General features: G+C 72.0%; 25 protein-coding genes. 16 read left to right on the top strand and 9 right to left on the bottom strand.

Annotated features, from left to right (window positions below; translation table 11 throughout):
* Positions 1–2 precede the first annotated feature (2 nt).
* The 3 genes from ftsB to LOC65_RS04285 are packed head-to-tail and all read left to right on the top strand — an operon-like array spanning position 3 to position 1,591.
* Entirely contained in the window at positions 3–281 is a 279-nt protein-coding gene (gene ftsB / locus LOC65_RS04295; protein WP_009857688.1) for a cell division protein FtsB, read from the top strand.
* A gap of 13 nt (positions 282–294) precedes the next feature.
* Positions 295–936, top strand: coding sequence for a nicotinamide riboside transporter PnuC (pnuC, locus tag LOC65_RS04290; RefSeq protein ID WP_230246755.1), 642 nt, complete (start codon positions 295–297; stop codon positions 934–936).
* On the top strand, positions 926–1,591 hold the full coding sequence (locus LOC65_RS04285; RefSeq protein WP_009857686.1) for an AAA family ATPase: 666 nt from the start codon (positions 926–928) through the stop codon (positions 1,589–1,591). The genes pnuC and LOC65_RS04285 overlap by 11 nt, the downstream gene beginning before the upstream one ends.
* Before the next feature lie 9 nt (positions 1,592–1,600).
* On the opposite strand, the gene LOC65_RS04280 is transcribed toward LOC65_RS04285, so the two are convergent.
* On the bottom strand, positions 1,601–2,557 hold the full coding sequence (locus tag LOC65_RS04280; RefSeq protein WP_230246754.1) for an Hsp33 family molecular chaperone HslO: 957 nt from the start codon (positions 2,555–2,557) through the stop codon (positions 1,601–1,603).
* Positions 2,557–3,081, bottom strand: coding sequence for a gamma carbonic anhydrase family protein (locus LOC65_RS04275; RefSeq protein ID WP_009857684.1), 525 nt, complete (start codon positions 3,079–3,081; stop codon positions 2,557–2,559). Before LOC65_RS04275 ends, LOC65_RS04280 begins: the two co-directional genes overlap by 1 nt.
* A gap of 96 nt (positions 3,082–3,177) precedes the next feature.
* Here LOC65_RS04275 and LOC65_RS04270 point away from each other — a divergent pair, with 96 nt between their 5' ends.
* The 3 genes from LOC65_RS04270 to LOC65_RS04260 all read left to right on the top strand — a co-directional run bounded on the left by LOC65_RS04270 (position 3,178) and on the right by LOC65_RS04260 (position 6,378).
* Positions 3,178–4,674, top strand: a complete 1,497-nt coding sequence (locus tag LOC65_RS04270; RefSeq protein ID WP_230246753.1) for a M81 family metallopeptidase — start codon at positions 3,178–3,180, stop codon at positions 4,672–4,674.
* A gap of 81 nt (positions 4,675–4,755) precedes the next feature.
* Positions 4,756–5,613, top strand: a complete 858-nt coding sequence (locus LOC65_RS04265; RefSeq protein ID WP_230246752.1) for a basic amino acid ABC transporter substrate-binding protein — start codon at positions 4,756–4,758, stop codon at positions 5,611–5,613.
* 12 nt (positions 5,614–5,625) lie between these two features.
* Positions 5,626–6,378, top strand: a complete 753-nt coding sequence (locus LOC65_RS04260) for an amino acid ABC transporter permease (RefSeq protein WP_009857681.1) — start codon at positions 5,626–5,628, stop codon at positions 6,376–6,378.
* Positions 6,379–6,441: 63 nt separating this feature from the next.
* On the opposite strand, the gene LOC65_RS04255 is transcribed toward LOC65_RS04260, so the two are convergent.
* Complete coding sequence (locus tag LOC65_RS04255; RefSeq protein WP_029718905.1) at positions 6,442–7,041, bottom strand: MarC family protein; 600 nt, start codon at positions 7,039–7,041, stop codon at positions 6,442–6,444.
* A gap of 196 nt (positions 7,042–7,237) precedes the next feature.
* Between LOC65_RS04255 and LOC65_RS04250 the strand changes: the two genes are divergently transcribed.
* On the top strand, positions 7,238–8,191 hold the full coding sequence (locus tag LOC65_RS04250) for a porin (RefSeq protein WP_009857679.1): 954 nt from the start codon (positions 7,238–7,240) through the stop codon (positions 8,189–8,191).
* Positions 8,192–8,285: 94 nt separating this feature from the next.
* On the opposite strand, the gene rocD is transcribed toward LOC65_RS04250, so the two are convergent.
* Entirely contained in the window at positions 8,286–9,518 is a 1,233-nt protein-coding gene (gene rocD, locus LOC65_RS04245) for an ornithine--oxo-acid transaminase (protein WP_230246751.1), read from the bottom strand.
* Positions 9,519–9,624: 106 nt separating this feature from the next.
* Between rocD and LOC65_RS04240 the strand changes: the two genes are divergently transcribed.
* Positions 9,625–10,092 carry an Lrp/AsnC family transcriptional regulator gene (locus tag LOC65_RS04240; protein WP_009857677.1) on the top strand — a complete coding sequence of 156 codons (468 nt, stop codon included), beginning with the start codon at positions 9,625–9,627 and terminating at the stop codon, positions 10,090–10,092.
* Positions 10,093–10,095: 3 nt separating this feature from the next.
* Here the strand turns inward: LOC65_RS04240 and xerD are convergent, their stop codons facing one another.
* Genes xerD through LOC65_RS04225 form a run of 3 tightly spaced genes read right to left on the bottom strand, consistent with a single transcriptional unit; the run spans position 10,096 to position 12,649 of the window.
* Complete coding sequence (gene xerD, locus LOC65_RS04235; protein ID WP_009857676.1) at positions 10,096–11,028, bottom strand: site-specific tyrosine recombinase XerD; 933 nt, start codon at positions 11,026–11,028, stop codon at positions 10,096–10,098.
* Positions 11,025–11,993 carry a tripartite tricarboxylate transporter substrate binding protein BugE gene (locus tag LOC65_RS04230; RefSeq protein ID WP_230246750.1) on the bottom strand — a complete coding sequence of 323 codons (969 nt, stop codon included), beginning with the start codon at positions 11,991–11,993 and terminating at the stop codon, positions 11,025–11,027. The genes xerD and LOC65_RS04230 overlap by 4 nt, the downstream gene beginning before the upstream one ends.
* A gap of 59 nt (positions 11,994–12,052) precedes the next feature.
* Positions 12,053–12,649, bottom strand: coding sequence for a chalcone isomerase family protein (locus LOC65_RS04225; protein ID WP_009857674.1), 597 nt, complete (start codon positions 12,647–12,649; stop codon positions 12,053–12,055).
* Between the two features lie 84 nt (positions 12,650–12,733).
* Here LOC65_RS04225 and LOC65_RS04220 point away from each other — a divergent pair, with 84 nt between their 5' ends.
* Positions 12,734–13,636: an AEC family transporter gene (locus tag LOC65_RS04220; protein ID WP_164962759.1), complete on the top strand. Its 903-nt coding sequence runs from the start codon at positions 12,734–12,736 to the stop codon at positions 13,634–13,636.
* Here the strand turns inward: LOC65_RS04220 and queG are convergent.
* Positions 13,549–14,709 (bottom strand): tRNA epoxyqueuosine(34) reductase QueG, encoded by a 1,161-nt coding sequence (queG, locus tag LOC65_RS04215; protein WP_230246749.1) that lies wholly within the window; start codon positions 14,707–14,709, stop codon positions 13,549–13,551. The two genes, LOC65_RS04220 and queG, sit on opposite strands and share 88 nt — an antisense overlap.
* Between queG and tsaE the strand changes: the two genes are divergently transcribed.
* Positions 14,647–15,177: a tRNA (adenosine(37)-N6)-threonylcarbamoyltransferase complex ATPase subunit type 1 TsaE gene (tsaE, locus tag LOC65_RS04210; RefSeq protein WP_009857671.1), complete on the top strand. Its 531-nt coding sequence runs from the start codon at positions 14,647–14,649 to the stop codon at positions 15,175–15,177. The two genes, queG and tsaE, sit on opposite strands and share 63 nt — an antisense overlap.
* On the top strand, positions 15,174–16,520 hold the full coding sequence (locus LOC65_RS04205) for an N-acetylmuramoyl-L-alanine amidase (RefSeq protein ID WP_009857670.1): 1,347 nt from the start codon (positions 15,174–15,176) through the stop codon (positions 16,518–16,520). The genes tsaE and LOC65_RS04205 overlap by 4 nt, the downstream gene beginning before the upstream one ends.
* 1 nt (position 16,521) lies before the next feature.
* Here LOC65_RS04205 and LOC65_RS04200 read toward each other — a convergent pair whose 3' ends face one another.
* Entirely contained in the window at positions 16,522–17,172 is a 651-nt protein-coding gene (locus LOC65_RS04200; RefSeq protein ID WP_009857669.1) for a DedA family protein, read from the bottom strand.
* Between the two features lie 39 nt (positions 17,173–17,211).
* Here LOC65_RS04200 and LOC65_RS04195 point away from each other — a divergent pair, with 39 nt between their 5' ends.
* From LOC65_RS04195 to LOC65_RS04175, 5 genes are all read left to right on the top strand, one after another.
* Positions 17,212–19,008 carry an ATP-binding protein gene (locus tag LOC65_RS04195; RefSeq protein WP_164962761.1) on the top strand — a complete coding sequence of 599 codons (1,797 nt, stop codon included), beginning with the start codon at positions 17,212–17,214 and terminating at the stop codon, positions 19,006–19,008.
* Positions 19,009–19,013: 5 nt separating this feature from the next.
* Entirely contained in the window at positions 19,014–19,355 is a 342-nt protein-coding gene (locus tag LOC65_RS04190) for a hypothetical protein (protein ID WP_009857667.1), read from the top strand.
* A gap of 150 nt (positions 19,356–19,505) precedes the next feature.
* On the top strand, positions 19,506–19,967 hold the full coding sequence (locus LOC65_RS04185) for a hypothetical protein (RefSeq protein ID WP_009857666.1): 462 nt from the start codon (positions 19,506–19,508) through the stop codon (positions 19,965–19,967).
* Positions 19,964–21,862 (top strand): DNA mismatch repair endonuclease MutL, encoded by a 1,899-nt coding sequence (gene mutL / locus LOC65_RS04180; RefSeq protein ID WP_230246748.1) that lies wholly within the window; start codon positions 19,964–19,966, stop codon positions 21,860–21,862. The genes LOC65_RS04185 and mutL overlap by 4 nt, the downstream gene beginning before the upstream one ends.
* Before the next feature lie 97 nt (positions 21,863–21,959).
* Positions 21,960–23,201, top strand: a complete 1,242-nt coding sequence (locus LOC65_RS04175; RefSeq protein ID WP_230246747.1) for a glycerophosphodiester phosphodiesterase family protein — start codon at positions 21,960–21,962, stop codon at positions 23,199–23,201.

Raw genomic sequence — 23,201 nt, 5'->3', positions numbered from 1 at the left:
CCTTGCGCTGGCTCAGTTTCGTGCTGGCGGGGCTGCTCGCCGCCGTTCAGGCCGACCTCTGGTTCGGCCGCTCGAGCGTTCCCTACACGATGAGCCTGCGCACCCAGCTGGCCGCCCAGCAGGCGGCCAACGACCAGGCGCGCGAGCGCAACGCGCGCCTGGAAGCCGAGGTCAGCGACCTGAAGGAAGGGCTGGAGATGGTCGAGGAGAAGGCACGCGCCGAACTCGGCATGGTCAAGCCCGACGAGATCCTGGTGCAGGTGGCGCCGCCCCGGCGCTGAGACGGTCCCCGACGTGATCGAAGCGGTCCTCGCGCCCGCGCAGCCGCTGCTGCGCGTGGCCTTCACGCTGCTGGGCAGCCCGGTGACGTGGCTGGAGGTCGTGGCCTTCGCGCTCGGCGTCTGGATGGTGCTGTGCAACCTGCGCGTGAACCCGCTGGCCTGGCCGCTGGCGATCGCCAGCTCGCTGCTGTACGCGTTGCTGTTCGCCGACAGCCGCCTCTACGGCGAAGCCTCGCTGCAGTTCTTCTTCATCGCCGTGGCCTTCTGGGGCTGGTGGCAGTGGCTGCGCGGCCGCGGCGACGACGGCGGCCCGCTGGTCGTTCACCGGCTGACGCCGGCGGCGCGGCGGCGTGCGCTGCTCGCCACCGCGCTGGCCTGGCCGGCGCTGGCGCTGCTGCTGGACCACGCCACCGACAGCGACGTGCCCTGGCTGGACGCCTTGCCCACCGTCGGCAGCGTCGCCGGCCAGCTTCTGCTCGGCCGCAAGCTGGTCGAGAACTGGCCGGTGTGGATCGCGGTCAACGTCGTCAGCGTCGTGCTTTTCGCCGTCAAGGGGCTGTGGCTGACGGTGCTGCTGTACGCGGTGTTCGCGGTGATGGCGGCCTTCGGCTGGCGCGCCTGGCACCGCCTGGCGCAGGAGCACCGTGGCCGCTGACACGCTGATCGTCGCCATCGTCGGCGCCGAGAGCACCGGCAAGACGGTGCTGGCGCAGACGCTGGCCGCACGCATCGAAGCCGAGACCGGCCTGGTCTGCGCCTGGGTGCCCGAGCATCTGCGCAGCTGGTGCGAGACCCGCGGCCGCACGCCGCGCGCCGACGAGCAGGCCGCGATCGCACGCGCCCAGCGCGACACGATCGAGGCCGCCGCGGCCGGCGCCGACGTCGTTGTCGCCGACACGACGCCGCTGATGACCGCGGTCTACAGCCGGCTGCTGTTCGGCGACGACACGCTCGACGCCGAAGCCTGCGCCTGGCAGCGCGAGCGCTGCGGCGCGACGCTGCTGACCGCGCTGGACCTGCCCTGGGTGGCCGACGGCCTGCAGCGCGACGGCCCGCAGGTGCGGATCCCGGTCGACACGACGCTGCGCGAACTGATGGCGCGCCACGGCCTCGCCTGGGCGCTGGTCTGCGGCGACGGCGATGAACGCCTGGAGAACGCGCTCGACGCGCTGGCGCCGCTGCTGCGCGAGCGTGCCGCGCCGCGCCGCGGCCTGTTCACGCGCCTGGCCGGCCGCGACGCGGCCGACCGCCCCTGGCGCTGCGAACTCTGCGACGACCCGGCCTGCGAACACGCCGCACGGCGCGGCTGAGGCCGGCGCCTACTGCATCGTGCCGGTGGACGGCGGCTGGTCGCGCTGCGGCGTGAACATCTCGCCGACGTCGACGGCGTCGAAGCGGTAGTGCTGGCCGCAGAACTGGCAACCGACCTCGACCTCGCCGCGCTCCTCGATCAGCGAGGCGCTCTCCTCGCGGCCCAGGGTCTTCAGCATCTCGCTGACGCGCTCGCGCGAGCAGCTGCAGGCGAAACGCGGCGCGAGCGGCTCGAAGACCCGCAGCGTCTCCTCCCAGAAGAGCCGATGCAGGATGCGCTCGGCGGGCAGCGTCAGCAGTTCCTCGCGCGTCAGCGTGGCGGCCAGCGTCGCGATGCGGTCGAAGGCTTCGCTGAGGCCGATGTCGTCCTCGTTGCGGCGGCCGGCGAGATTGCCCTCGCCTTCGACCGGCAGGCGCTGGATCAGCAGGCCGGCAGCGGTCATGTCGTCGGCGGCGAGCACGAGGCGGGTGTCGAGCTGCTCGGACTGCAGCATGTAGTGCTCCAGCACCTCGGAGACCTTCTGCAGCGGCTCGCGGCGGTCGCCGTGCAGCGGCACGACGCCCTGGTAGGGCTGCTGGCCCGGCAGGCGGTCCTTGGGGTCCAGCGTGATCGCGCAGCGGCCCTGGCCGTGCACGTTGACCAGTGCCTCCAGGCGGGCGTCGTCGGCGACCTCGCCGGTCAGCGTCGCGGTGGCGCGAAAGGCCAGGTCGGGCTGCACCTCGGCCACCGCCAGCTGGACCGGCCCGTCGCCGGAGATCTGCAGCACCAGCGCGCCGTTGAACTTGATGTTGGCCTGCATCAGCACCGCCGCGGCCGACATCTCGCCGAGCAGTTCGCGCACCGGGCGCGGGTAGCCGCCGGCGGCTTCGCGCCGCGCCAGCATCTCGCGCCAGCCTTCGCCCAGACGCACCAGCATGCCGCGCACCGGCAGGCCTTCGAACAGGAATTTGGTCAGGTCGGACATCAGCCGATTCGCTCCAGTTGGTCGCGGTGGCGAGCCGCGTTGTTCACGTAATGTGCGGCGGACAGCGCCAGCCGGGCCGATTGTTCCGGCGTCAGCGTGCGCACCACCCTGGCCGGCGCGCCGACGATCAGCGAGCCGTCCGCAAACTCCTTGCCTTCGGTGACCAGCGCCCCGGCGCCGACGATGCAGCCGGCCCCGATGCGTGCGCCGTTGAGCAGCACCGCGCCCATGCCGACCAGCGAGCCGTCGCCGATCGTGCAGCCGTGCAGCACGACCTTGTGGCCGATCGTCACGCGCTCGCCGATCACCAGCGGGATGCCGGCGTCGGTGTGCAGCACGCTGCCGTCCTGCACGTTGCTGTCGCGGCCGACGGTGATCCAGTCGTTGTCGCCGCGCAGCACGGCGCCGTACCAGACGCTGGCGCCGGGTTCGAGCGCGACGCGGCCGATCACGGTGGCCGTCTCGGCCACCCAGGCCGTCGCATCGATGCGGGGGACGGCGTCCCCGAGGCGGTAGACGGCCAAGGCGGCACTCCAGGCAAAGGGCACAATTTTAAGGATGACGCAGCATCTCGACACCTTGGGGGCCTTGGCAGACCTGACGCTGCGGGCGACGGCCTGATGCGGGTCCTCGTCGCCGGTTTCCAGCACGAGACCAACACCTTCGCGCCGACGAAGGCCGGCTGGCCGGCCTTCCTGGCCGGCGACGCCTTCCCCGAGTTCACACGCGGCGAGGCGATGCTCGAGCGCCTGGCGCCGACCTCGCTGCCGATGGCCGGCTTCATCGCCGACGCGCGCGAGCGCGGCTGGACGCTGCTGCCGTCGATCTGGGCCGGCGCGGCGCCGTCGGCCCAGGTCACGCACGACGCCTTCGAGCGTCTGGCCGCCATGCTGCTCGACGACGCGCGCGGCGGCGGCTTCGACGCCGTCTACCTCGACCTGCACGGCGCCGCCGTCGCCGAGCACGTCGACGACTGCGAAGGCGAACTGCTCGAACGCCTGCGCGCCGTCGTCGGCCCGGCAGTGCCGATCGTCGCCAGCCTGGACCTGCACGCCAACGTCGGCGCGCGACTGCTGCGCCACGCCGACGCGCTGACCGTGTTCCGCACCTATCCGCACGTCGACATGGCCGAGACCGGCGCGCGCGCCGCGGGGCTGCTGGCCGAACGCGTCTCGGGCGGAGCCTTCGTCACGCGGTCCCGCCGCCTGCCGTTCCTGCTGCCGATCAACGCCCAGTGCACGCGGGTCGAGCCGGCGGCCGGCGTGATGGCCGACCTGGCGACGCTGGAGGCGCAGAGCGGCGTGCACCTCGGCCTGGCCTTCGGCTTCCCGGCGGCCGACGTGCCGCACTGCGGGCCGGTGGTCTTCGGTCACGGCCGCGACGCCGAGACCGTCGAGGCCAACGTGATGGCGCTGGCCGAGAACCTGATCGACGCGCGCGAGGAGTTCGCCGTCGAGCTGCCCGATGCCCGCGAGGCCGTCGCCGAGGCGCTGCGCGCCGCGCGCCACGCCGAGCGGCCGGTGGTCATCGCCGACACCCAGGACAACCCCGGCGCCGGCGCCGACGCCAACACCACCGGGCTGCTGCACGCGCTGCTCGACGCCGGTGCCGGCCGGCGCTATCCCGGTGCGGTGGCGCTCGGGCTGATGCACGACCCCGAGGCGGCGCGTGCCGCGCACGCCGCCGGCGTCGGCGCGGGGCTGGAGCTGACGCTCGGCCGCAGCGTGCGCTGCGCCGACGGGCGCGACAGCGAGCCGCCGGTGCAGGTCCGCACCACCGTGCTCGCGCTGCACGACGGCGAGGTCGCGCTGCACGGCCCGATGACCGCCGGCAACACCGTGCACCTGGGCCCCTGCACCTGCCTGGACGTCGACGGCGTGCGCGTGCTCGTCACCAGCGGCAAGGGCCAGTTGATCGACGAGGCGCTGTGCCGTTTCCTCGGTGTCGAGCCGCGGGCACTGAAACTGCTTGTCGTGAAGAGCTCGGTGCACTTCCGGGCCGCGTTCACGACGATCGCCTCGCGCATCGTCGTCGCTCGTGCGCCCGGGCCCATGCCCGCCGATCCGACCGAGCTCGACTGGACCCGTCTGCCGCAGGACATCGCGCGCCGCCCTTGATTTGGCACGCGCCTCGTGCTGAAAAAAGCAGCGGACCCACGAGTACACTTCGCGGGCCTCAACCCTTCCTGTCCCAACCCCATGACCCAGATTACGACCCGTCGCTTCCTGCAGACGGCCGCGGTTCTCGCGGCCGGCATCGTGCTCGCCGCCTGCGGCAAGAAGGAGGAGCCGGCTGCCGTCGAACCGGCAGCTTCGGCGCCCGCCCCGGCCCCCGCGCCCACCGTCTACGCGGTCGGCACCGACGCCGCCTACGCTCCGTTCGAGAGCCAGGACGAGAAGGGCGAGATCGTCGGCTTCGACATCGACGTGCTGAAGGCCATCGCCGCCAAGGCCGGCTTCGAGGTCAAGTTCATCAACACCCCCTGGGAAGGCATCTTCAATTCCCTGGGCCAGGGTGACCGCGACATCGTCATCTCGGCGGTGACGATCACCGACGAGCGCAAGCAGACGCTGGACTTCAGCGACGCCTACTTCGACGCCGCCCAGCTGATCGCCGTGCGCGACAACAGCAAGGTCACCAAGTTCGCCGACCTGAAGAAGCTGAAGGTCGGCGTGCAGACCGGCACCACCGGCGACGAAGCCGTCACCAAGCTGCAGGGCAAGACCAGCACGAACATCAAGCGCTTCGAGTCGACGCCGCTGGCGCTGAAGGAGCTTGAGTCGGGCGGTGTCGACGCGGTCGTCGCCGACAACGGCGTCGTGATCCACCACGTCGCCAACAACCCGGGCGCCAAGTTCAAGACCATCAGCGACACCGAGTTCGCGCCGGAGCAGTACGGCATCGCCGTCAAGAAGGGCAACACCGCGGTGCTCGAGATGATCAACCAGGGTCTCGCCGGCATCAAGGCCGACGGCACCTACGACCAGATCTACACCAAGTACTTCGGCGCGCCGCCGGCCAAGGCTGAAGCGCCGGCGTCGGCTGCGTCGAACTGATCCGGGACGGCGATGGATCTTCGCTGGGAGATCCTCGCCGGCTACGGGCCGCTGTTCGCCAGCGGCCTGCTGATGACGATCAAGCTCACGCTGGTCGCCATCGGCGCCGGGTTGATCCTGGGGGTGCTGTTCGGGCTGGTGAGCAGCTCGGCCGACGCGCCCCAACCGACATCACGTCCGCTGGCCCTGCTGTTGCGCGCGGCCCGCGGCATCACGCTCGCCTACGTCACGTTCTTCCGCGGCACGCCGCTGTTCGTGCAGATCCTGCTGGTGCACTTCGCGCTGATGCCGGCGCTGGTGCATCCCGACCACGGCCTGCTGATCTCGGGCGAGACGGCACGCATGTTCCGCCAGGAACACGGCGCCTTCCTGTCCGGCTGCGTCGCGCTGAGCCTCAACGCCGGGGCGTACATCAGCGAGATCTTCCGCGCGGGGATCCTGTCGATCCACCGCGGGCAGACGCAGGCCGCCTACAGCGTCGGGCTGACGCACGCGCAGGCGATGCGCTACGTCGTCCTGCCGCAGGCCTTCCGGCGCATGGTGCCGGCGCTGGTGAACGAGGGCGTCACGCTGATCAAGGACTCGTCGCTGGTGTCCGCCATCGGCCTGGCCGAGCTCGCGCTGGCGGCACGCACCGTGGCCGGGGCGTACTCGCGCTACTGGGAGCCCTACCTCGCGATCTCCGCGATGTACCTGGTGCTGACGCTGACGCTGTCGCTGCTGGCCAAGCGCCTGGAAGCCCCCGCGCATCTGCGCGGACGCTGACGCGCCGTCACGGCATGCAGGCCGGCCGCCCTTCGGGGCCGCCGGCCTTTTTCCTGCCCGCGTTCAGGTCTCGAAGAAGTAGCGCTTGAGGCCGGCGAGGATCATCTCGATCGCCACCGCGGTCAGCACCAGGCCCATCAGCTTCTCGATCGCCGCGACCATCGACGAGCCGAGCAGGTTGCGGATGCGGTCGGCAGCCAGCAGCACGACGCCCGAGACCAGCATCGCCGCGGTCAGCGCGCCGAACCACTGCGCCATGTTGTCCGGCTGGCGCGAGGCCAGCAGCAGCACGGTGGCCATCGCCGACGGCCCGGCCAGCAGCGGCACCGCCAGCGGGAAGATGAACGGCTCGCGCCCGCGGCCGTCGGCCGCGTAGACCTCGCCGCCGGTGGCGAAGATCATGCGCACCGCGATGATCAGCAGGATGACGCCGCCGGCGACCTCCAGCGAACGCTCGGACAGCCGCATCAGCGACAGGAAGGCCTGGCCGCCGACCATGAAGGCCGCGAGCACCAGGAAGGCGATCGTCGCTTCGCGGATGGCGACGAGACGGCGGCGTGCCGGGTCCACGCCACGCAACACCGAGATGAAGATCGGCAGGCTGCCGAAGGGGTCGAGCACCAGCAGCAGCAGAACGAAAGCCGAGAGAAAGTCGTGATCCATGGCGCCATTGTCGCCGCCGCCGAAGACGGTCACGCCGCGCTCCGCTGTTGCGCGAAAGCCGCAATCGGGCGTCACGAAGCCGCCATATGACAGGGGTGCACCGGGTTTGCCCGAGGCGGGGTCGTAGACTTGCGGCGAACCCCGGAGACAGACTTCATGAAGAGCTTCGGGGTCTAACGTAAAGGACGAAACGACTATGAAGCGCACCCTGATCGCTCTCGCGTGCCTGGCCTCGACGGCCGCGTTCGCGCAAAGCAACGTCACGATCTACGGCCGCCTGAACACGACGGTCGAGAACCAGAAGAACATCGACTCGGCTGACTCGAAGACGGTTCTGAACAACGTCGCCTCGCGCCTGGGCTTCAAGGGCACGGAAGATCTGGGCGGCGGCCTGAAGGCCCTGTTCCTGATCGAGCACCGCTTCGCCAGCGACACCGGTGTCGCCGCCGACGAGTTCTGGTCCGGCGACGCGTTCGTGGGCCTGGAAACGCCGTACGGTACCGTCCGCGCCGGCCGCATCACCAGCCCGGCGTACTACGCCACGGCCGACTACGTCAGCCTGCACAACCACGACACCGGCACCTCGGCCGATGCGTTCTACGCCGCTGCCAGCCAGCCGAAGAACACGGTCGCCTACCTGACCCCGTCGTTCGGTGGCCTGACCGCCGAGTTCGCCTACTCGGCCGACGAAGACGTCAACAAGCCCTTCACCAAGACCTGGCAAGCCGCCGTCAACTACGACGCCGGCCCGCTGCACCTGGGTGCCGGCTACGACGAGAACGACTACGGCGACAAGCAAGTCGCGCTGCGTGGCCTGTACGAACTGGGCGCCATCACCCTGGGCGGCTACTACCAGCTGGCCGACAGCAAGGACATCGGCAAGCGCAACTCGATCCGTGGCGCGGTCCAGTACACGCTGGGTGCCAGCGAGTTCCACGTGAACGTCGGCTGGGCCGACGACTGGGATGACGTCAGCAAGAGCGGCGCCGTCCAGTACACGCTGGGCTACAACTACAACCTGTCGAAGCGCACCAAGGTCTACGCCTTCTACACCGCCATCAACAACGACAGCGGCGCCGCCTACGGCACGGAAGTCGACTTCGGCAAGGATCCGCGCTCGTTCGGCGTCGGCATCCGCCACAACTTCTGATCGGTTTCCAACCGTCAGTCAAAAGCCGGTCGCAAGACCGGCTTTTTTCTTGCCCGCTCGCGGCGTGACAGCCGCGGCGGGCCAGACCCCCGACTCAGCCGCCGCAGGCCTTCAGCGCGCGGGCGAAAGCCGCGACGGCGAAGTCGATCTGCGGCGCATCGATGACCAGCGGTGGCGCCAGCCGCACGACGGTGCCGTGCGTGTCCTTGGTCAGCACGCCCTGGGCCATCAGCGCTTCGCAGACGGCACGCGCCGAGGCGAAACCGGGCGCGAGTTCGACGCCGACGAGCAAGCCGCGACCACGCACCTCCCGCACCGCCGGGTGCGCCAGGGCCTGCAGCGCGCCGATCAGGCGTTCACCCATCGCCGCCGCACGTTCGGCCAGCCGTTCGCGTTCCAGCAGATCCAGCGCCGCCAGCCCGACCGCCGCAGCCAGCGGGTTGCCGCCGAAGGTGCTGCCGTGGTCGCCCGGCGTGAACTGCGCCATCACGTCCTCGCGCGCGAGGAAGGCGCTGACCGGCAGCAGGCCGCCGCCGAGCGCCTTGCCCAGCGTCAGACCGTCGGGCACGACGTCCTCGTGGTCGACCGCCAGGCGCCGGCCGGTGCGGCCGAGCCCGGTCTGGATCTCGTCGCAGAGCAGCAGCACGTTGCGGCGCGTGCAGAGCTCGCGTGCGGCGCGCAGGTAGCCCGGTGGCGGCACGACGATGCCGGCCTCGCCCTGGATCGGCTCGAGCAGCACGGCGCAAGTGTGTTCTCCGATCGCCGCCTCCAGCGCCGCGAGGTCGCCGAACGGCACCGTATCGAAACCCGGCGCGAACGGGCCGAAGCCGTCGCGGTACTGGGCTTCGCTGGAGAAGCCGACGATGGTCGTCGTGCGACCGGCAAAGTTGCCGGCGGCGACGACGATGCGCGCCCGGCCGTCCGGGATGCCCTTGACCTTGTAGCCCCACTTGCGCGCCGCCTTCAGCGCCGTCTCGACGGCCTCGGCGCCGCTGTTCATCGGCAGCGCACGGTCCATGCCGGTCAGCGTGCACAGGCGTTCCAGGAAGGGCCCGAGCCGGTCGCTGTGAAACGCGCGCGAGGTCACGGCCAGCCGCGCCGCCTGTTCGGTGAGCGCCGCCACCAGCACCGGATGGCCGTGACCGAAGCTGACGGCCGAGTACGCGCTCATCATGTCCAGATAGCGCCGGCCCTCGGTGTCGCGCAGCCAGACGCCCTCGCCGCGCGTCAGCACGACCGGCAGCGGGTGGTAGTTGTGCGCGCCGAAACGCGCCTCGAGTTCGATCGGCGACGGCCGGATCGCGGTGGGGTGCAGACGGTCGTTCATGCACCACACTGTGCCCAGGCAGCGAGGAAATGTGCTTTCCAGATGCTGCGTGGCAAAGCCGTTTCGATGCAAGATTCTTTCTCCAGATCGACTGAAAGGATGCACCGTGACCGATCTTGACGCTATCGACCGCAAGATCGTCGCCGAGCTACAGCGCGACGGCCGCGTCTCCAACGTCGAGCTCGCCACCCGCGTGCACCTGTCGGCGCCGCAATGCCTGCGGCGCACGCGCGCGCTGGAGGAACGCGGCGTGCTGCGCGGCTACGGTGCGCGTGTCGACGCCGCCGCGCTGGGCTACGGCGTCACCGCCTTCGTCAGCCTGAACATCCACGGCGGCGCCTTCGATCGCGTGCGCGACATCGAGGCGCGCATCCGCGACTTCCCGCAGATCCTCGAGTGCCACACCGTCAGCGGCGACTGCGACTACCTGCTGAAGGTCGTCGCACACGACCTGAAGGCGCTGTCGCAGTTCCTGACCGACCGGCTGATGCAGATCCCCGGCGTCGACGACGTGCGCTCGATGATCTGCCTGGAGGAGATCAAGCCGCAGGCGCCGCTGCCGACCGACGGCTGAACGTCAACCGCGCGGATGGTGTCGTGCGTGCAGCTGGCGCAGCCGCTCGCGCGCGACGTGGGTGTAGATCGTCGTCGTGCCGATGTCGGCGTGGCCCAGCAGCATCTGCACCGCGCGCAGGTCGGCGCCGTGGTTCAGCAGATGGGTCGCGAAGGCGTGGCGCAGCGTGTGCGGCGACAGCGGCACGAGGATGCCGGCCGCGCGCGCGTACTTCTTGACCAGCAGCCAGAAGGCCTGGCGCGTCATCGCGCCGCCGCGCGCGGTGACGAAGAGCGCGTCGCTGGCCTGGCCGCCGAGGATCGCCGCGCGGGCCTCGCCGAGATAGCGTTGGAGCCAGCCGTGCGCCTCCTCGCCGAACGGCACGATGCGTTCCTTGGAGCCCTTGCCGACGACACGCAGCACGCCTTCGGCCAGCCCCAGGTGCACGCTCTTCAGGCCGACGAGCTCGCTGACACGCAGCCCGCTGCCGTACATCAGCTCGAGCATCGCGCGGTCGCGCAGGCCGAGCGCGGTGTCGGTCTCGGGCGCGGCCAGCAGCGCCTCGACCTGGCGCTCGCTCAGGCTCTTGGGCACCCGCAGCGGCTGGCGCGCCGACTGCAGGCGCAGCGTCGGGTCGGCGGCGACGAGGTGCTCGCGCAGCGCCCAGCGGAAGTAACGCTTGAAGACGGTGAGCCGGCGGTTGGCCGTCGTCGCGCGCGTCGCCGTGTGTCGTTCGGCGATGTAGGCCAGCAGGTCGGCCTCGCGGCTGTCGTCCAGGCGCTTGGCGTGGCGGCGTGCCAGCCAGCCGGCGTACAGCGTCAGGTCGCGGCGGTAGGCGGCCAGCGTCAGCGGCGCCAGCCCGTCCTCGATCCACAGCGCGTCGACGAAACGGTCGATCGAGGCGGCACTGGCGGCCGCCTCGGCACCGGCCGGCGCGTCGACGGGCTCGGCGCTCACTCCAGCGTCAGCTTGGCCGACTGCACGACCTTCTTGTAGACCTCGTACTCGGCCTTGATCTGATCGCCGAACTCCTTCGGGCTGTTGGCGACGATCAGCGAGCCGGTGTCCTCGATGCGCTTCTTCACCTCGGGCAGCATCACGGTCGTCTTCACCGCGGCGTGGATCTTGTCGACGACGTCCTTGGGCAGGTTCTTCGGCCCGTAGACGCCGTAGAAGGCCATGCGGTTCACCGGCTCCAGGCCGACTTCCTTGAAGGTCGGCACGTTGGGCAGCACCGCCAGGCGCTGCGGCGCGGCGACGACGATCGCGATCAGCCGGCCGTCCTTGATGAACGGCAGCGCCGACGGCAGGTTGTCGAACATGATCTGCACCTGCCCGGCCACCGTGTCGTTGAGCGCCGGGCCGGCGCCGCGGTACGGGATGTGGGTGATGAAGACGCCGGCAAGGCTCTTGAACAGTTCGGTCTGCAGGTGGCCGATGCCGCCGGTGCCCGAGCTCGAGTAGCTGTACTTGCCCGGGTTCTTCTTCAGCTCGGCGAGAAATCCCTTGTAGTCACGCGCCGGGAAGCTCGGGTGCACGACGATGACGTTGGGCGTGGCCGCGATGTTGATGATCGGCGTGAAGTCGGTCAGCGGGTTGTACGGCACCTTCGGGTTGATCGCCGGATTCGAGGCCACCGAGGACACGGTGGCGACGCCCAGCGCGTAGCCGTCGGGCTGGGCCTTCGCGGTGTCGTTGGCGCCGATGATGCCGCCGCCACCGGCCTTGTTCTCGACGACCATGGTCTGGCCCAGCGCCGGCGTGATCTTGTCGGCCACGGTGCGCGCGATGATGTCCGTCGTGCCGCCGGGCGCGAACGGCACGACCAGCTTGACCGGCTTGGCCGGATAGCCCTGGGCCCAGGCAGCCAGCGGTGCGGCCAGGCAGGCCAGGAACAGCGCGGACAGCGTTCTTCTCTTCATGCGGGCAGTCTCCATTCGTCGGTTGGGTGGGAACGGGGTCTGCGGCCGATTGTGGGTGATCAACGCGGCGGCTGTCCGAGCAATCCGGCCTTCAGCCGCTCGTCCACGGGGCGAACACCGAGAAAGATCCGCAACACCGCGGCGTACAGGTCCTCGCCGGGCAGGTCGGCCCCCCCGGCTCTGCCGTTCATCGAGAACACGAGGCCACGCCCGGGCAGGTAGTCCAGGTTCACGACGTCGCCCTTCTTGACCTGGCCGGTGGCCAGCACCTGGGCGTTGAAGTCCGCCTGGCGCTGGGCCAACGCCGGCTGCTCGGCCGGCGGCGTGTTGCGCCGGAAGCCCTTGTCGATGGCCTTGACGAACTCCTTGGCCGGCGCGGTCTGCAGCATGCGCAGCTGGATGCGCTTGGCGCCGGGCGCGGCCAGCACCTCGGGCACGGTGCTCGCGCGGCGGCTCAGGTAGAGCCCCGCGGCATAGCCGTCGATCCAGGCCACCGAACGCGTGCCGACGCCGTTGAGCACGAGGTCGGCCCCGCCGACGTGCATCGTCGCCGGGAAGGTCTGGCCGGCGATCGTCAGCTGCGCAGCCGCCGGTCGCACGAGCAGCAGGCCGCCAGCGGCGGCGGCGGCGAGCAGAAGGCGGCGTTGTTCGTTCATCGTCGTCCGGGGAATCATCGGCCCTTTGTACAACGCCGCGGCAAGTCCCGCCGCCGACCGGGGCGCTGGCACACTGCGCCTCCGATGCCCGACCTGCTGCTGCTCGCCCCCGATTTCCTGCTGATCGTCGCCGGCTACCTGATCTGCCGCCACACGCCGCTGGGGCGCGGCGTCTGGGACGGTGCCGAGCGCCTCGTCTACTACGTGCTGTTCCCGGCGCTGCTGTTCGGCAGCATCGTGCGCGAGCCGCTGTCGCTGGGCGCGATGCTGCCGCTGGCCGGCAGCGGGCTGGCCATCGTCGCCGCCGGCGTCGTGCTGGCCTATGCGCTGGCGCATGCGCCGGGCGTCGACGCCCGGCTGCACGCCTCGGGCGCGCAGACGGCGTTCCGCTTCAACTCCTACGTCGGCCTGGCGGTCGCGGCACGCATCGCCGGCGCCGACGGCGTGGCCTGGACGGCGCTGCTGATCTCGCTGTGCGTGCCGCTGTGCAACATCGCCGCGGTCTGGCCGCTGGCACGCCACGGCGGCCACGGCTACGCACGCGAGCTGCTGCGCAACCCGCTGATCCTGGCCACCGCCTCAGGGCTGGTGTTCAACCTGCTGGGATTGCGGCTGCCCGAGCTGCTGACCGGCGCGCTGGGGCGTGTCGGTTCGGCGGCAGTGCCGATCGGCCTGATGGCCGTCGGCGCCGGGCTGCAGTTCGGCGCCCTGCGCGAAGGGCCGAAGCTGGCTGCCGCGCTGCTGGCGATCCGCCACCTGGCGCTGCCGGCGCTGGCGCTGGCGATCGTCATCGGGCTGGACCTGCCGCCGGGCCAGCAGGCGACGGTGGTCGCCTTCGCCGCGCTGCCCACCGCGTCCAGCGCCTACGTGCTGGCCACGCGCATGGGCGGGCACGGCGGCTACGTCGCCGGCCTGGTGACGCTGTCGACGCTGGTCGCGATGGCCGGGCTGCCGCTGGCGCTGGCGGCGCTGGCCGCGCTGCGCTGAGCCAGCGCCCAGTCGACGTGTTCGGCGACGAGTTCGCCGGCGGCGTCGCGCCCGGCGGCCAGCGCCGCGGCCAACGCCGGGTCATCGGCGGCGCGCAGGCTGTTGCCGGCGGCCACCGCCAGGTTGCGCCGCCAGCGTCGCCAGCCGATGCGGCGGATCGGGCTGCCTTCGGTGCGTCTCAGGAACTCGGCCTCGCCCCAGGACCACAGCGCCAGCAGCGTCGGCGCCGCGAGGTCGGCACGCCAGTCGAAGTCGGGCACGGCCGCGCGGCGCGCGTACTTGTTCCACGGGCAGGCGGTCTGGCAGTCGTCGCAGCCGTAGACGCGCTGGCCGAGCGCCGGCCGCAGCTCGACCGGGATCGGCTCGTCGGTCTCGATCGTCAGGTAGCTGATGCAGCGCCGCGCGTCGACGCGCCATGGCGCGACGATGGCCTGCGTCGGGCAGGCGTCCAGGCAGGCCGTGCAGCGGCCGCAGTGCGGCGCTTCGGCCGCCGTGACCGGCAGCGCCAGGTCGACGTAGATCTCGCCGAGGAAGAAGGTGGAGCCGGCGTCGCGCGACAGCGTCAGCGTGTGTTTGCCGCGCCAGCCGATGCCGCTGCGCGAGGCGAGCTCGACCTCCAGCACCGGCGCCGAATCGACGAAGACGCGGTGGCCGAAAGGCCCGATCTCGGCCGCCAGCCGGTCGGCCAGGCGCTGCAGCCGTGTGCGCAGCACCTTGTGATAGTCGCGGCCGCGGGCGTAGACCGAGATCACCGCCTCGCCGGGCGCCGCCAGCCGGCGCTGCTCGGCCTCGCGCCAGTCCTGGGCCAGGTCGCGCGGCAGGTAGTCCATGCGCGCGGTGATCACGCGCACCGTGCCCGGCACCAGCTCGGCCGGGCGCGCACGCTTCAGGCCGTGGGCGGCCATGTAGGCCATCGAACCGTGGAAGCCGGCCTCCAGCCAGGCCAGCAGGCCCGGCTCGGCCGAGGCCAGGTCGATGTCGGCCACGCCGATCTGGGAGAATCCCGCCTCATGCGCCCAGATCCGCAGTCGTGCGAGCACGGAGGGCCCGTCGACGTGTCGTTCGGTTCGCATCCGACGATTCTAGAGAGCCGCCTCGTCACCTGGCCCGACGAGGCCGCTTGTGCCGCCTGGGCCGCCGCGCTCGCCGCGCGGCCCGAACTCCGCGACGCCTACCTCGAACTCGACGGCCCGCTCGGCGCCGGCAAGACCACCTTCGTGCGCCAGCTGCTGCGTGCGCTGGGCGTCGCCGGGCGCATCAAGAGCCCCACCTACGCCGTCGTCGAGCCCTACGTCCTGCCGGACGGGCTGGCGGTCTCGCACTTCGACTTCTACCGCTTCGACGACCCGCGCGAGTGGGAGGACGCCGGGTTCCGCGACGTCTTCGCCCGCCCCGGGCTGAAGATCGCCGAGTGGCCCGAGAAGGCGCGTGCGGTGCTGCCGCCGCCCGACCTGCGGCTGGCGATCGCGCCGCAGGACGACGAACGCCGCCTCGTCACCGTCGAGGCCTGCACCGCGCGCGGGCGCGCGCTGCTCGCATGAGGCGCCGCCGCCTGGTCGCCGGCGCCGGGCAGCTCGTGCTGCTGCTGACGGCCCCCGGCATCGCCTGGGGCGCCGGCATCGTCGCGGTGCGCGTCTGGCCGGCGGCCGACTACACCCGGCTGACGATCGAGTCCGACGGCCCGCTGGTGGCGCGCCACTTCGTCACCGAGGCGCCCGAACGCCTGGTCATCGACCTCGAGGGCCTGGAGCTCAGCCCGCTGCTGCGCGACATCGTCGGCAAGATCCGCCCCGACGACCCGTACATCGCCGGCGTGCGTGTCGGCCAGTTCCAGGCGCGGGTGGTGCGTCTGGTGCTCGACCTGAAGCAGACGGTGGCGCCGCAGCAGTTCACGCTCGCCCCGGTGGCGGCCTACCAGCACCGGCTGGTCTTCGACCTCTACCCCAAGGCCGAGACCGACCCGCTGCTGGCGCTGATCCGCGAGAAGGAGTCCGCCGAGCGCGACGCGGCCAAGGCGGTGGAAGACGCGTTGGGCGAACTGATCGCCCGCGTCGACAAACCCGGCCTGCCGCAGCCGACGCCGAGCCGGCCGCCGGCGCCGGTGCCGCCGCTGCAGACCCCCGCCCCCGAGAAGGAGGCACCGCCGACCGACGCCGAACGCCGCCGCGTCGACCGCCTGATCATCGTCGCGCTGGACCCCGGCCACGGCGGCGAGGACCCGGGCGCGATCGGCCCGACCGGGCTGCGCGAGAAGGACGTCGTGCTCGCCGTCGGCCTGGCGCTGCGCGACAAGCTCAACGCCGTGCCCGGCATGCGCGTGATGATGACGCGCGACGCCGACTTCTTCGTGCCGCTGCACGAGCGCGTGCGCAAGGCGCGGCGCGTGCAGGCCGACCTGTTCGTCTCGATCCATGCCGACGCCTTCATGCGCCCCGAGGCGCGCGGCGCGAGCGTCTTCGCGCTGTCGACCAAGGGCGCGTCCAGCACCGCGGCACGCTGGATGGCGCAGCGCGAGAACGCGGCCGACCGCGTCGGCGGCGTCAACGTCGCCTCCGTGCGCGACGCCCAGGTGCGTCAGGCGCTGCTGGACATGAGCACGACGGCGCAGATCAAGGACAGCCTGAAGCTCGGCCGCGAGGTGCTGTCGCGGCTGGACCGCGTCGGCCGCCTGCACAAGAAGGACGTCGAGCAGGCCGGCTTCGCGGTGCTGAAGGCCCCCGACATCCCGTCGATCCTGGTCGAGACGGCGTTCATCTCGAACCCGGAGGAGGAAGGTCTGCTGCGCGACGCCGGCTACCGCGCGCGCCTCGTCGACGCGCTGGCCACCGGCATCCGCCGCTACTTCGCGAAGAACCCGCCGCTGGCGCGGCAGCGTTCGCTCTGATTCAGGCGGCGCCGGGCGCGGCGCGCCGCGACTTCCAGGCGCCGTAGAGCACGAACAGGCCGGGCACGAGGATCATCGCCCAGATGATGGTGCTGAGGTTGTCCTTCACCCAGGGCAGGTTGCCGAACAGGTAGCCGGCCGTCGTCAGCCCGCCGACCCACAGCAGCGCGCCGCTGACGTCGAACAGCGTGAACTTGCTGCGCGACATCTGCGCCACGCCGGCGACGAAGGGCGCGAAGGTCCGCACGAAGGGCATGAAGCGGCCGGCGATCAGCGTGAAGCCGCCGTAACGTTCGTAAAACGCATGCGTGCGGTCGAACGCGCTGCGGTTGAAGAAGCGCGACTCGTTCCAGCCGAAGACCCGCGGCCCGACGAAGCGGCCGATCGTGTAGTTGCACTGGTTGCCCAGCACCGCCGCGGCGATCAGCAGCCCCATCGCCAGCGGCAGGTTCATGACCCCGGCGCCGCAGAGGGCGCCGACGACGAACAGCAGCGAGTCACCGGGCAGGAACGGCATCACGACGACGCCGGTCTCCACGAAGATGATCGCGAACAGCAGCGCGTACACCCACGCTCCGTAGGCCTGCACGAACGCCGCCAGGTGCACGTCGACGTGAAGGATGAAGTCGACCAACCATTGCACAACTTCCATGGCACCGGATTATCAACGGCTGGTTATGCTCGCTGCCGGATGGGTAACGAGGATCAGCCGTCGACGGACATCGACAGCGCCGTTCGTCGCAGGCTGCTGCACACGGCGCTGCGCAACGCCACCCGCAGCATCTGGATGCTGCTGGCGGCGATGGCGCTCGTCGTGCTGCTCGGCTGGCTGGGCGGGCGGCCGCTGGCCGGTGGCGTGGCGGCGGCCGTCGGCGGCGTCGCGGCGCTGATGCGCCTGCAGCTGGCGCGGCGCCACGCCAGCGAGCCGCCGCGCAGCGACGCCGAGACGGCCCGCGTCGTGCAATGGCTCGACGTCTCGGCGGCCGCCGTCGGGCTGATGTGGGCGCTCTGCACCTTCACCGTCTATCCGGCGCTCGACGAGACCGCACGCACGCTGTACCTGGTGATGGTCTGCGGCTCGATCGCCTACTCGGCGCAGTTCATGGCCATGGCCGGGCGTTCGTTCACCTGGCTGACGCTGCTGCAGGTCGGCTCGATCGTCGTCGTCAGCCTGGTGCTGGACCCGGTGCGCTCGGCGGCGCTGGCGGCGATCGCGCCGCTGTACGGCCTGGCCATGCTCAACGCCTCGCGCGAGCTGCGCACCACGGTCACCGAGTCGCTGCGCCGCGGCCTCGAGGCCGAGGCCGTCAACACCACGCTGCAGCGCGCCAAGCAGGCGGCCGACGCCGCGAGCATCGCCAAGTCGCAGTTCCTGGCGACGATGAGCCACGAGATGCGCACGCCGATGAACGGCATCCTCGGCGCGCTCGACCTGATGCGCGACACGCCGCTGGACAAGCGCCAGCGCGCCCTGGTGCGCACCGCGGTGGCCTCCGGCGAGTCGCTGCTGTGCATCATCGACGACGTGCTCGACCATTCGACGATCGAGTCGGGCAAGCTCAAGCTCGACCCGACGCCGATGTCGATGCACGCCGTCGCGGCCTCGGCCGCGGCGCTGCTGCGCTCCACCGCCGAGCAGCGCGGGCTGAAGGTCGACCTGCAGATCGAGGCCGACGTGCCCGACGCCGTCGTCGGCGACGCCTCGCGGCTCAAGCAGGTGCTGCTGAACCTCGTGGGCAACGGCATCAAGTTCACCGAACGCGGCGGCGTGACGCTGCGGCTGTCGCGCGCGCCGGCGCCGCCGGGGATGTGCGGCGTGCGCTTCGAGGTCGCGGACACCGGCATCGGCATCCCGGCCCAGGCCGTGCCCAAGCTGTTCCAGCCCTTCTCGCAGGTCGACGCGACGCGCAGCCGCAGCCACGGCGGCACCGGGCTGGGGCTGTCGATCAGCCAGCGCATCGTCGCCGCGATGGGCGGACGCATCACGGTCGACAGCGTCGAAGGCCGGGGCTCGCGCTTCTCGTTCACGCTGGCGCTGCCGCCGGGGCCGGACCCGGGTTTCGTGAACGCGGCGGCCCCGGACTCCGGCCTGATGCCGCTGGACGCCGCCCCGACGCTGCAGGGCCGCGTGCTGCTGGTCGAGGACAACCCGGTGAATCGCCTGATCGCCGCCGAGATGCTCAAGAGCTGCGGCCTGGACGTCGTCGAGGCCGAGGACGGCCAGCAGGCGCTGGAGACCATCGACCGCGAGCACTTCGACCTGGTGCTGATGGACATCCAGATGCCGGTGCTCGACGGCTACGAGGCCACGCAGCGCATCCGCGAGCGTGAGGCGCGGCTGCGGCTGGCGCGTGTGCCGATCGTCGCGCTGACGGCCAACGCCTTCGACGAGGACGCCGCGCTGTCGTTGGCCGCCGGCATGGACGCGCACCTGTCCAAGCCCTACACGCGCGAGCAGCTGCGCGCGCTGCTCAAACAATGGCTGTGAGCCGCATGCCGCTGGTCCGGCGGCTGCTCGCGCTGCTGCTGGTGCTGACGCTGGCCTGGGCCGGGGTCTCGACGCAGGGCGACGCCGTCGCGGCCGGCGGGCCGGGCGGCGACACCCAGGCGGCGCCGGCCGCGCTGCCCGACGAAGGCACGGTCGCCGAACACCACCTGGACGACACCCCGGCCCAGTCGGCCTGGAGCGGCGAACTGCCGCCGGCCGACAGGCTGCCCGACGCCGCGCCGCTGCCGGCGCCGCCGGCCACGGGCGCCCGGCGCAGCCCGCCGCCACCGGACCGGCGCCATCCCGACGCGCCGCAGGACAGCCGCTTCAAACCGCCGCGCGCCTGAGACGCGGCGAGCGGGGCCGCCGGGTCCGGCTCGCCAGCCCCAGGCTCGAGCGCGGACACGCGCACGACCCTGGCGCTGCACCGACGCCGCCGCCCCGCCTTCGCGGGGCCGTCCGAACGTCCTGCCCTGCCGCTTGCCCGGCAGCTCCCGATGCGCACTCGTTTCCTGGCCGCCGCCGCGCTGGCCCTGGCCCTCGCCGCCTGCACCGACGGCTATCCGAACACCGACGCCCCGACCCCCGACCTGATCCGCCTCGACCAGCCCGGCCGGCTGCAGGCCCTCAACGAAGCCGCCGCCGCGGCCGCGTCGGAGGTCGACTGGCGCTTCCGGCTGCGGCCGGACTGCACGCTGCACGCCGAACGCCGCCGCCTGTTCGGTGTCGACGAGCTCTTCGTGCTGCCGCTGTCCGGCGCCGACCCCCAGCTGCGCGCCAGCGACGGCGCCCGGCGCTTCGAGCTCGTCGCCACCGCGGCCGACGGCCGCGAGCTGAGCGTGTTCGCCACCCGCAGCCGCGTCGACGCGCTGCGCGCCGAACTGGCACTCAAGCTGCTGCGCCGCGACTGCCGCCCCGAAGGCCGCGCCGGGGCCGCTGCCTACAATCCGCGCGGATGACCGCCCCACCCGCCCGCCGTCCGATCCGCGAACTGCCCGACGAACTCGTCAGCCAGATCGCCGCCGGCGAGGTCGTCGAGCGCCCGGCCTCGGTGGTGCGCGAGCTGGTCGACAACGCGCTGGACGCCGGCGCACGTGCCATCGTCGTGCGCCTGGCCGCCGGCGGCGTGCGCAGCATCGTCGTCGAGGACGACGGCTGCGGCATCCCGATGGAGGAGCTGCCGCTGGCGCTGAAGCGCCACGCGACGAGCAAGATCGGCTCGCTGGGCGAGCTGGAGTCGGTGCGCACGATGGGTTTCCGCGGCGAGGCGCTGGCCGCGATCGCGTCGGTATCCGAGATGGCGATCACCAGCCGGAGCGCCGACGCAGCGCACGGCTGGCGTGTCGACGCACGCAGCGGCGAGCTGCAACCGGCGGCACGCGCCCAGGGCACGACGGTCGAGGTGCACGAGCTGTTCTTCTCGACGCCGGCGCGGCGCAAGTTCCTGAAGAGCGAGGCCACCGAGCTCGCCCACGCCCTGAATGCCGTGCGCCGCCACGCGCTGGCGCGGCCCGACGTCGGTTTCGCCGTCTGGCACGAAGGCCGCGCCGTCGCGCAGTGGCGCGCCGCCGGTGCCGAGCAGCGCCTGGGCGACGTGCTGGGGCGCGACTTCATCACCGCCAGCCGGCCGCTGGAGGCCGCCGCCGGGCCGCTGCAGCTGTGGGGCCGCGCCGGCCAGCCCGAGGCGGCGCGCAGCCGCACCGACCTGCAGTACCTGTTCGTCAACGGCCGCTACGTGCGCGACCGCCTCGTCTCGCACGCCGTGCGCGCCGCCTACGAGGACCAGCTGCACGGCAGCAAGCAGCCGGCCTACGCGCTGTTCCTGCAGATCGAGCCCGAACTCGTCGACGTCAACGTGCACCCGACGAAGATCGAGGTGCGTTTCCGCGACGGGCGTGCGGTACACCAGGCGGTGCAGCGTGCGCTGGTGGACACGCTGGCCGGCACCCGCGCGGCGGCGGTGCCGGAGCCCAGCCCAGAGCCCGCGGCCGCGGGGCCCGACATCGCCGACACACCCGCGGCGGCCGTGGCGCCGCCGACCGCACCACCGCGCCCGAGCTGGCAGCCGCCGCTGCCGCTGGTGGCGCGCGACGTGGCGCCGCCGTCGCCCGCACCGGCCGCCTGGCGCGACCCCGGCCCGCGCACGACGCCGGTCGGCAGCGGCGGGCTGCAGGCCTGGGCGGCGCTGCGGCCGCCGGCCGCGGCCGAGACCGTGACGACCGAACGCCCGGCCCCGGCGCCCTCGCTGCCCGAGGCAGCCCCGGCCGCGCACCCGCTGGGCGAAGCGATCGGCCAGGTCGGCGGCGTCTACGTGCTGGCGCGCAACGCCCACGGGCTGGTCGTCGTCGACATGCACGCCGCGCACGAACGCATCGTCTACGAACGCCTGAAGCAGGCCGCGTCGTCGGCGGCGGCGCTGCCGGCGCAGCCGCTGCTGCTGCCGGTGAGCTTCGCCGCCACGGCCGCCGAGGTCGCCACCGCCGAGGCCGAACGCGATTCACTGCTGGCGCTGGGCCTGGACGTCGCGCCGCTGTCGGCCTCGACGCTGGTCGTGCGCAGCCGCCCGGCGGCGCTGCCGGACGCCGACGTCGCCGAACTCGCGCGCTCGGTGCTCGCCGAGTTCGAGCAGACCGGCGCCAGCCGCGCCGTCGAACGTTCGCGCGACGAGCTGCTGGCGACGATGGCCTGCCACGGCGCGGTGCGCGCCAACCGCCGGCTGACGCTGCCCGAGATGGACGCGCTGCTGCGCCAGATGGAGGCCACCGAACGCGCCGACACCTGCAACCACGGCCGGCCGACCTGGCGCCAGCTGACGATGAAGGAGCTGGACGCCCTCTTCCTGCGCGGCCGGTAACGACTTGTGCCGGTCACGGCGCCGCCATGCACGGCCCCTAGCGTCGCGCCGGCCGGCCCTGGAGCCGGCGACAACGACCACCCCAGGAGAGAGTCCGATGCACACGCCGATCCGCGCGCTGGCCGCCGCCACGCTGGCCCTCACCACGCTGGCCGCCCAGGCCGCACCGTCCGCCGTCGTCCCGCCGACGGTGCAACTGGGGCCGCGGCCCTTCTTCCTCGTCGACGACATGGCCGACGGCGCGCTGAAGACCGCGCTGCAGGCCTGCGCCGCCAGCCGCAAGGCCTACACGCGCCACGACTTCGCGATCGGCCACCGCGGCGCCGCGCTGCAGTTCCCCGAGCACACGCGCGAGAGCTACATCGCCGCCGCGCGCAGCGGCGCCGGCATCGTCGAGTGCGACGTCGTGTTCACGCGGGACAAGCAGCTCGTCTGCCGCCACGCCCAGGACGACCTGCACACGACGACCAACATCCTGGCCACGCCGCTGGCGGCCAAGTGCGTCAAGCCGTTCACGCCGGCGACCTTCGACGGCGCCGGCAACCTGCTGACGCCGGCCAGCGCGAGCTGCCGCACCAGCGAGCTGACGCTGGCCGAGTTCAAGACGCTGCGCGGCAAGATGGACGGCTACAACCCGAAGGCGCGCACCGTCGCCGAGTACATGGCCGGCACGCCGGGCTGGCGCACCGACCTGTATTCGGGCCCGACCAGCGGCACGCTGATGACGCACGCCGAGAGCATCGAGCTGTTCAAGCAGCTGGGCGTGAAGATGACGCCGGAGCTGAAATACCCGGCGGTGGCGATGCCCTTCGACGGCTTCACGCAGGAAGCCTACGCGCAGAAGCTGGTCGACGAGTACAAGGCCGCCAAGGTGCCGCCGGCGCGCGTGTTCCCGCAGTCCTTCTACCTGCCCGACGTGCAGTACTGGGTGAAGAACACCGCCTACGGCCGCCAGGCGGTCTACCTGGACGACGCCGAGACCGTGGCCGACCTGCCGAGCGCGGCCGAACTGGCCGGCTACAAGGCCCAGGGCATCAACATCGTCGCGCCGCCGACCTTCGCGCTGCTCACCACCGACGCCGCCGGCAACATCGTGCCCTCGCAGTACGCCCGGGACGCCAAGGCCGCCGGGCTGGACATCATCACCTGGACGCTGGAGCGCTCGGGCATCCTGGCCGACGGCGGCAACGGCTTCTACTACCAGAGCTTCGACAGCGCCATCAAACGCGAAGGCGACATGTTGCTCGTGCTCGACGTGCTGGCGCGTGAGGTCGGCATCCGCGGCATCTTCAGCGACTGGCCGGCGACGCCGGCCTTCTACGCCAACTGCATGAAGTGA

Source organism: Rubrivivax sp. JA1055 (assembly GCF_020966565.1).
GTDB lineage: Bacteria > Pseudomonadota > Gammaproteobacteria > Burkholderiales > Burkholderiaceae_C > Rubrivivax > Rubrivivax benzoatilyticus.
Note: the sequence above shows the minus strand (reverse complement) of the source record. Positions and strands in the feature narration are given on the sequence as shown.

Bases quoted from the DNA above. Each gene is read 5' to 3' on its own strand.
- LOC65_RS04280 (WP_230246754.1), bottom strand. From the start codon at position 2,557: ATGTCCGACCTGACCAAATTCCTGTTCGAAGGCCTGCCGGTGCGCGGC.
- LOC65_RS04270 (WP_230246753.1), top strand. From the start codon at position 3,178: ATGCGGGTCCTCGTCGCCGGTTTCCAGCACGAGACCAACACCTTCGCG.
- LOC65_RS04265 (WP_230246752.1), top strand. From the start codon at position 4,756: ATGACCCAGATTACGACCCGTCGCTTCCTGCAGACGGCCGCGGTTCTC.
- LOC65_RS04260 (WP_009857681.1), top strand. From the start codon at position 5,626: ATGGATCTTCGCTGGGAGATCCTCGCCGGCTACGGGCCGCTGTTCGCC.
- LOC65_RS04255 (WP_029718905.1), bottom strand. From the start codon at position 7,041: ATGGATCACGACTTTCTCTCGGCTTTCGTTCTGCTGCTGCTGGTGCTC.
- LOC65_RS04250 (WP_009857679.1), top strand. From the start codon at position 7,238: ATGAAGCGCACCCTGATCGCTCTCGCGTGCCTGGCCTCGACGGCCGCG.
- rocD (WP_230246751.1), bottom strand. From the start codon at position 9,518: ATGAACGACCGTCTGCACCCCACCGCGATCCGGCCGTCGCCGATCGAA.
- LOC65_RS04230 (WP_230246750.1), bottom strand. From the start codon at position 11,993: ATGAAGAGAAGAACGCTGTCCGCGCTGTTCCTGGCCTGCCTGGCCGCA.
- LOC65_RS04225 (WP_009857674.1), bottom strand. From the start codon at position 12,649: ATGAACGAACAACGCCGCCTTCTGCTCGCCGCCGCCGCCGCTGGCGGC.
- LOC65_RS04220 (WP_164962759.1), top strand. From the start codon at position 12,734: ATGCCCGACCTGCTGCTGCTCGCCCCCGATTTCCTGCTGATCGTCGCC.
- tsaE (WP_009857671.1), top strand. From the start codon at position 14,647: ATGCGCCCAGATCCGCAGTCGTGCGAGCACGGAGGGCCCGTCGACGTG.
- queG (WP_230246749.1), bottom strand. From the start codon at position 14,709: ATGCGAACCGAACGACACGTCGACGGGCCCTCCGTGCTCGCACGACTG.
- LOC65_RS04205 (WP_009857670.1), top strand. From the start codon at position 15,174: ATGAGGCGCCGCCGCCTGGTCGCCGGCGCCGGGCAGCTCGTGCTGCTG.
- LOC65_RS04200 (WP_009857669.1), bottom strand. From the start codon at position 17,172: ATGGAAGTTGTGCAATGGTTGGTCGACTTCATCCTTCACGTCGACGTG.
- LOC65_RS04195 (WP_164962761.1), top strand. From the start codon at position 17,212: ATGGGTAACGAGGATCAGCCGTCGACGGACATCGACAGCGCCGTTCGT.
- LOC65_RS04190 (WP_009857667.1), top strand. From the start codon at position 19,014: ATGCCGCTGGTCCGGCGGCTGCTCGCGCTGCTGCTGGTGCTGACGCTG.
- LOC65_RS04185 (WP_009857666.1), top strand. From the start codon at position 19,506: ATGCGCACTCGTTTCCTGGCCGCCGCCGCGCTGGCCCTGGCCCTCGCC.
- mutL (WP_230246748.1), top strand. From the start codon at position 19,964: ATGACCGCCCCACCCGCCCGCCGTCCGATCCGCGAACTGCCCGACGAA.
- LOC65_RS04175 (WP_230246747.1), top strand. From the start codon at position 21,960: ATGCACACGCCGATCCGCGCGCTGGCCGCCGCCACGCTGGCCCTCACC.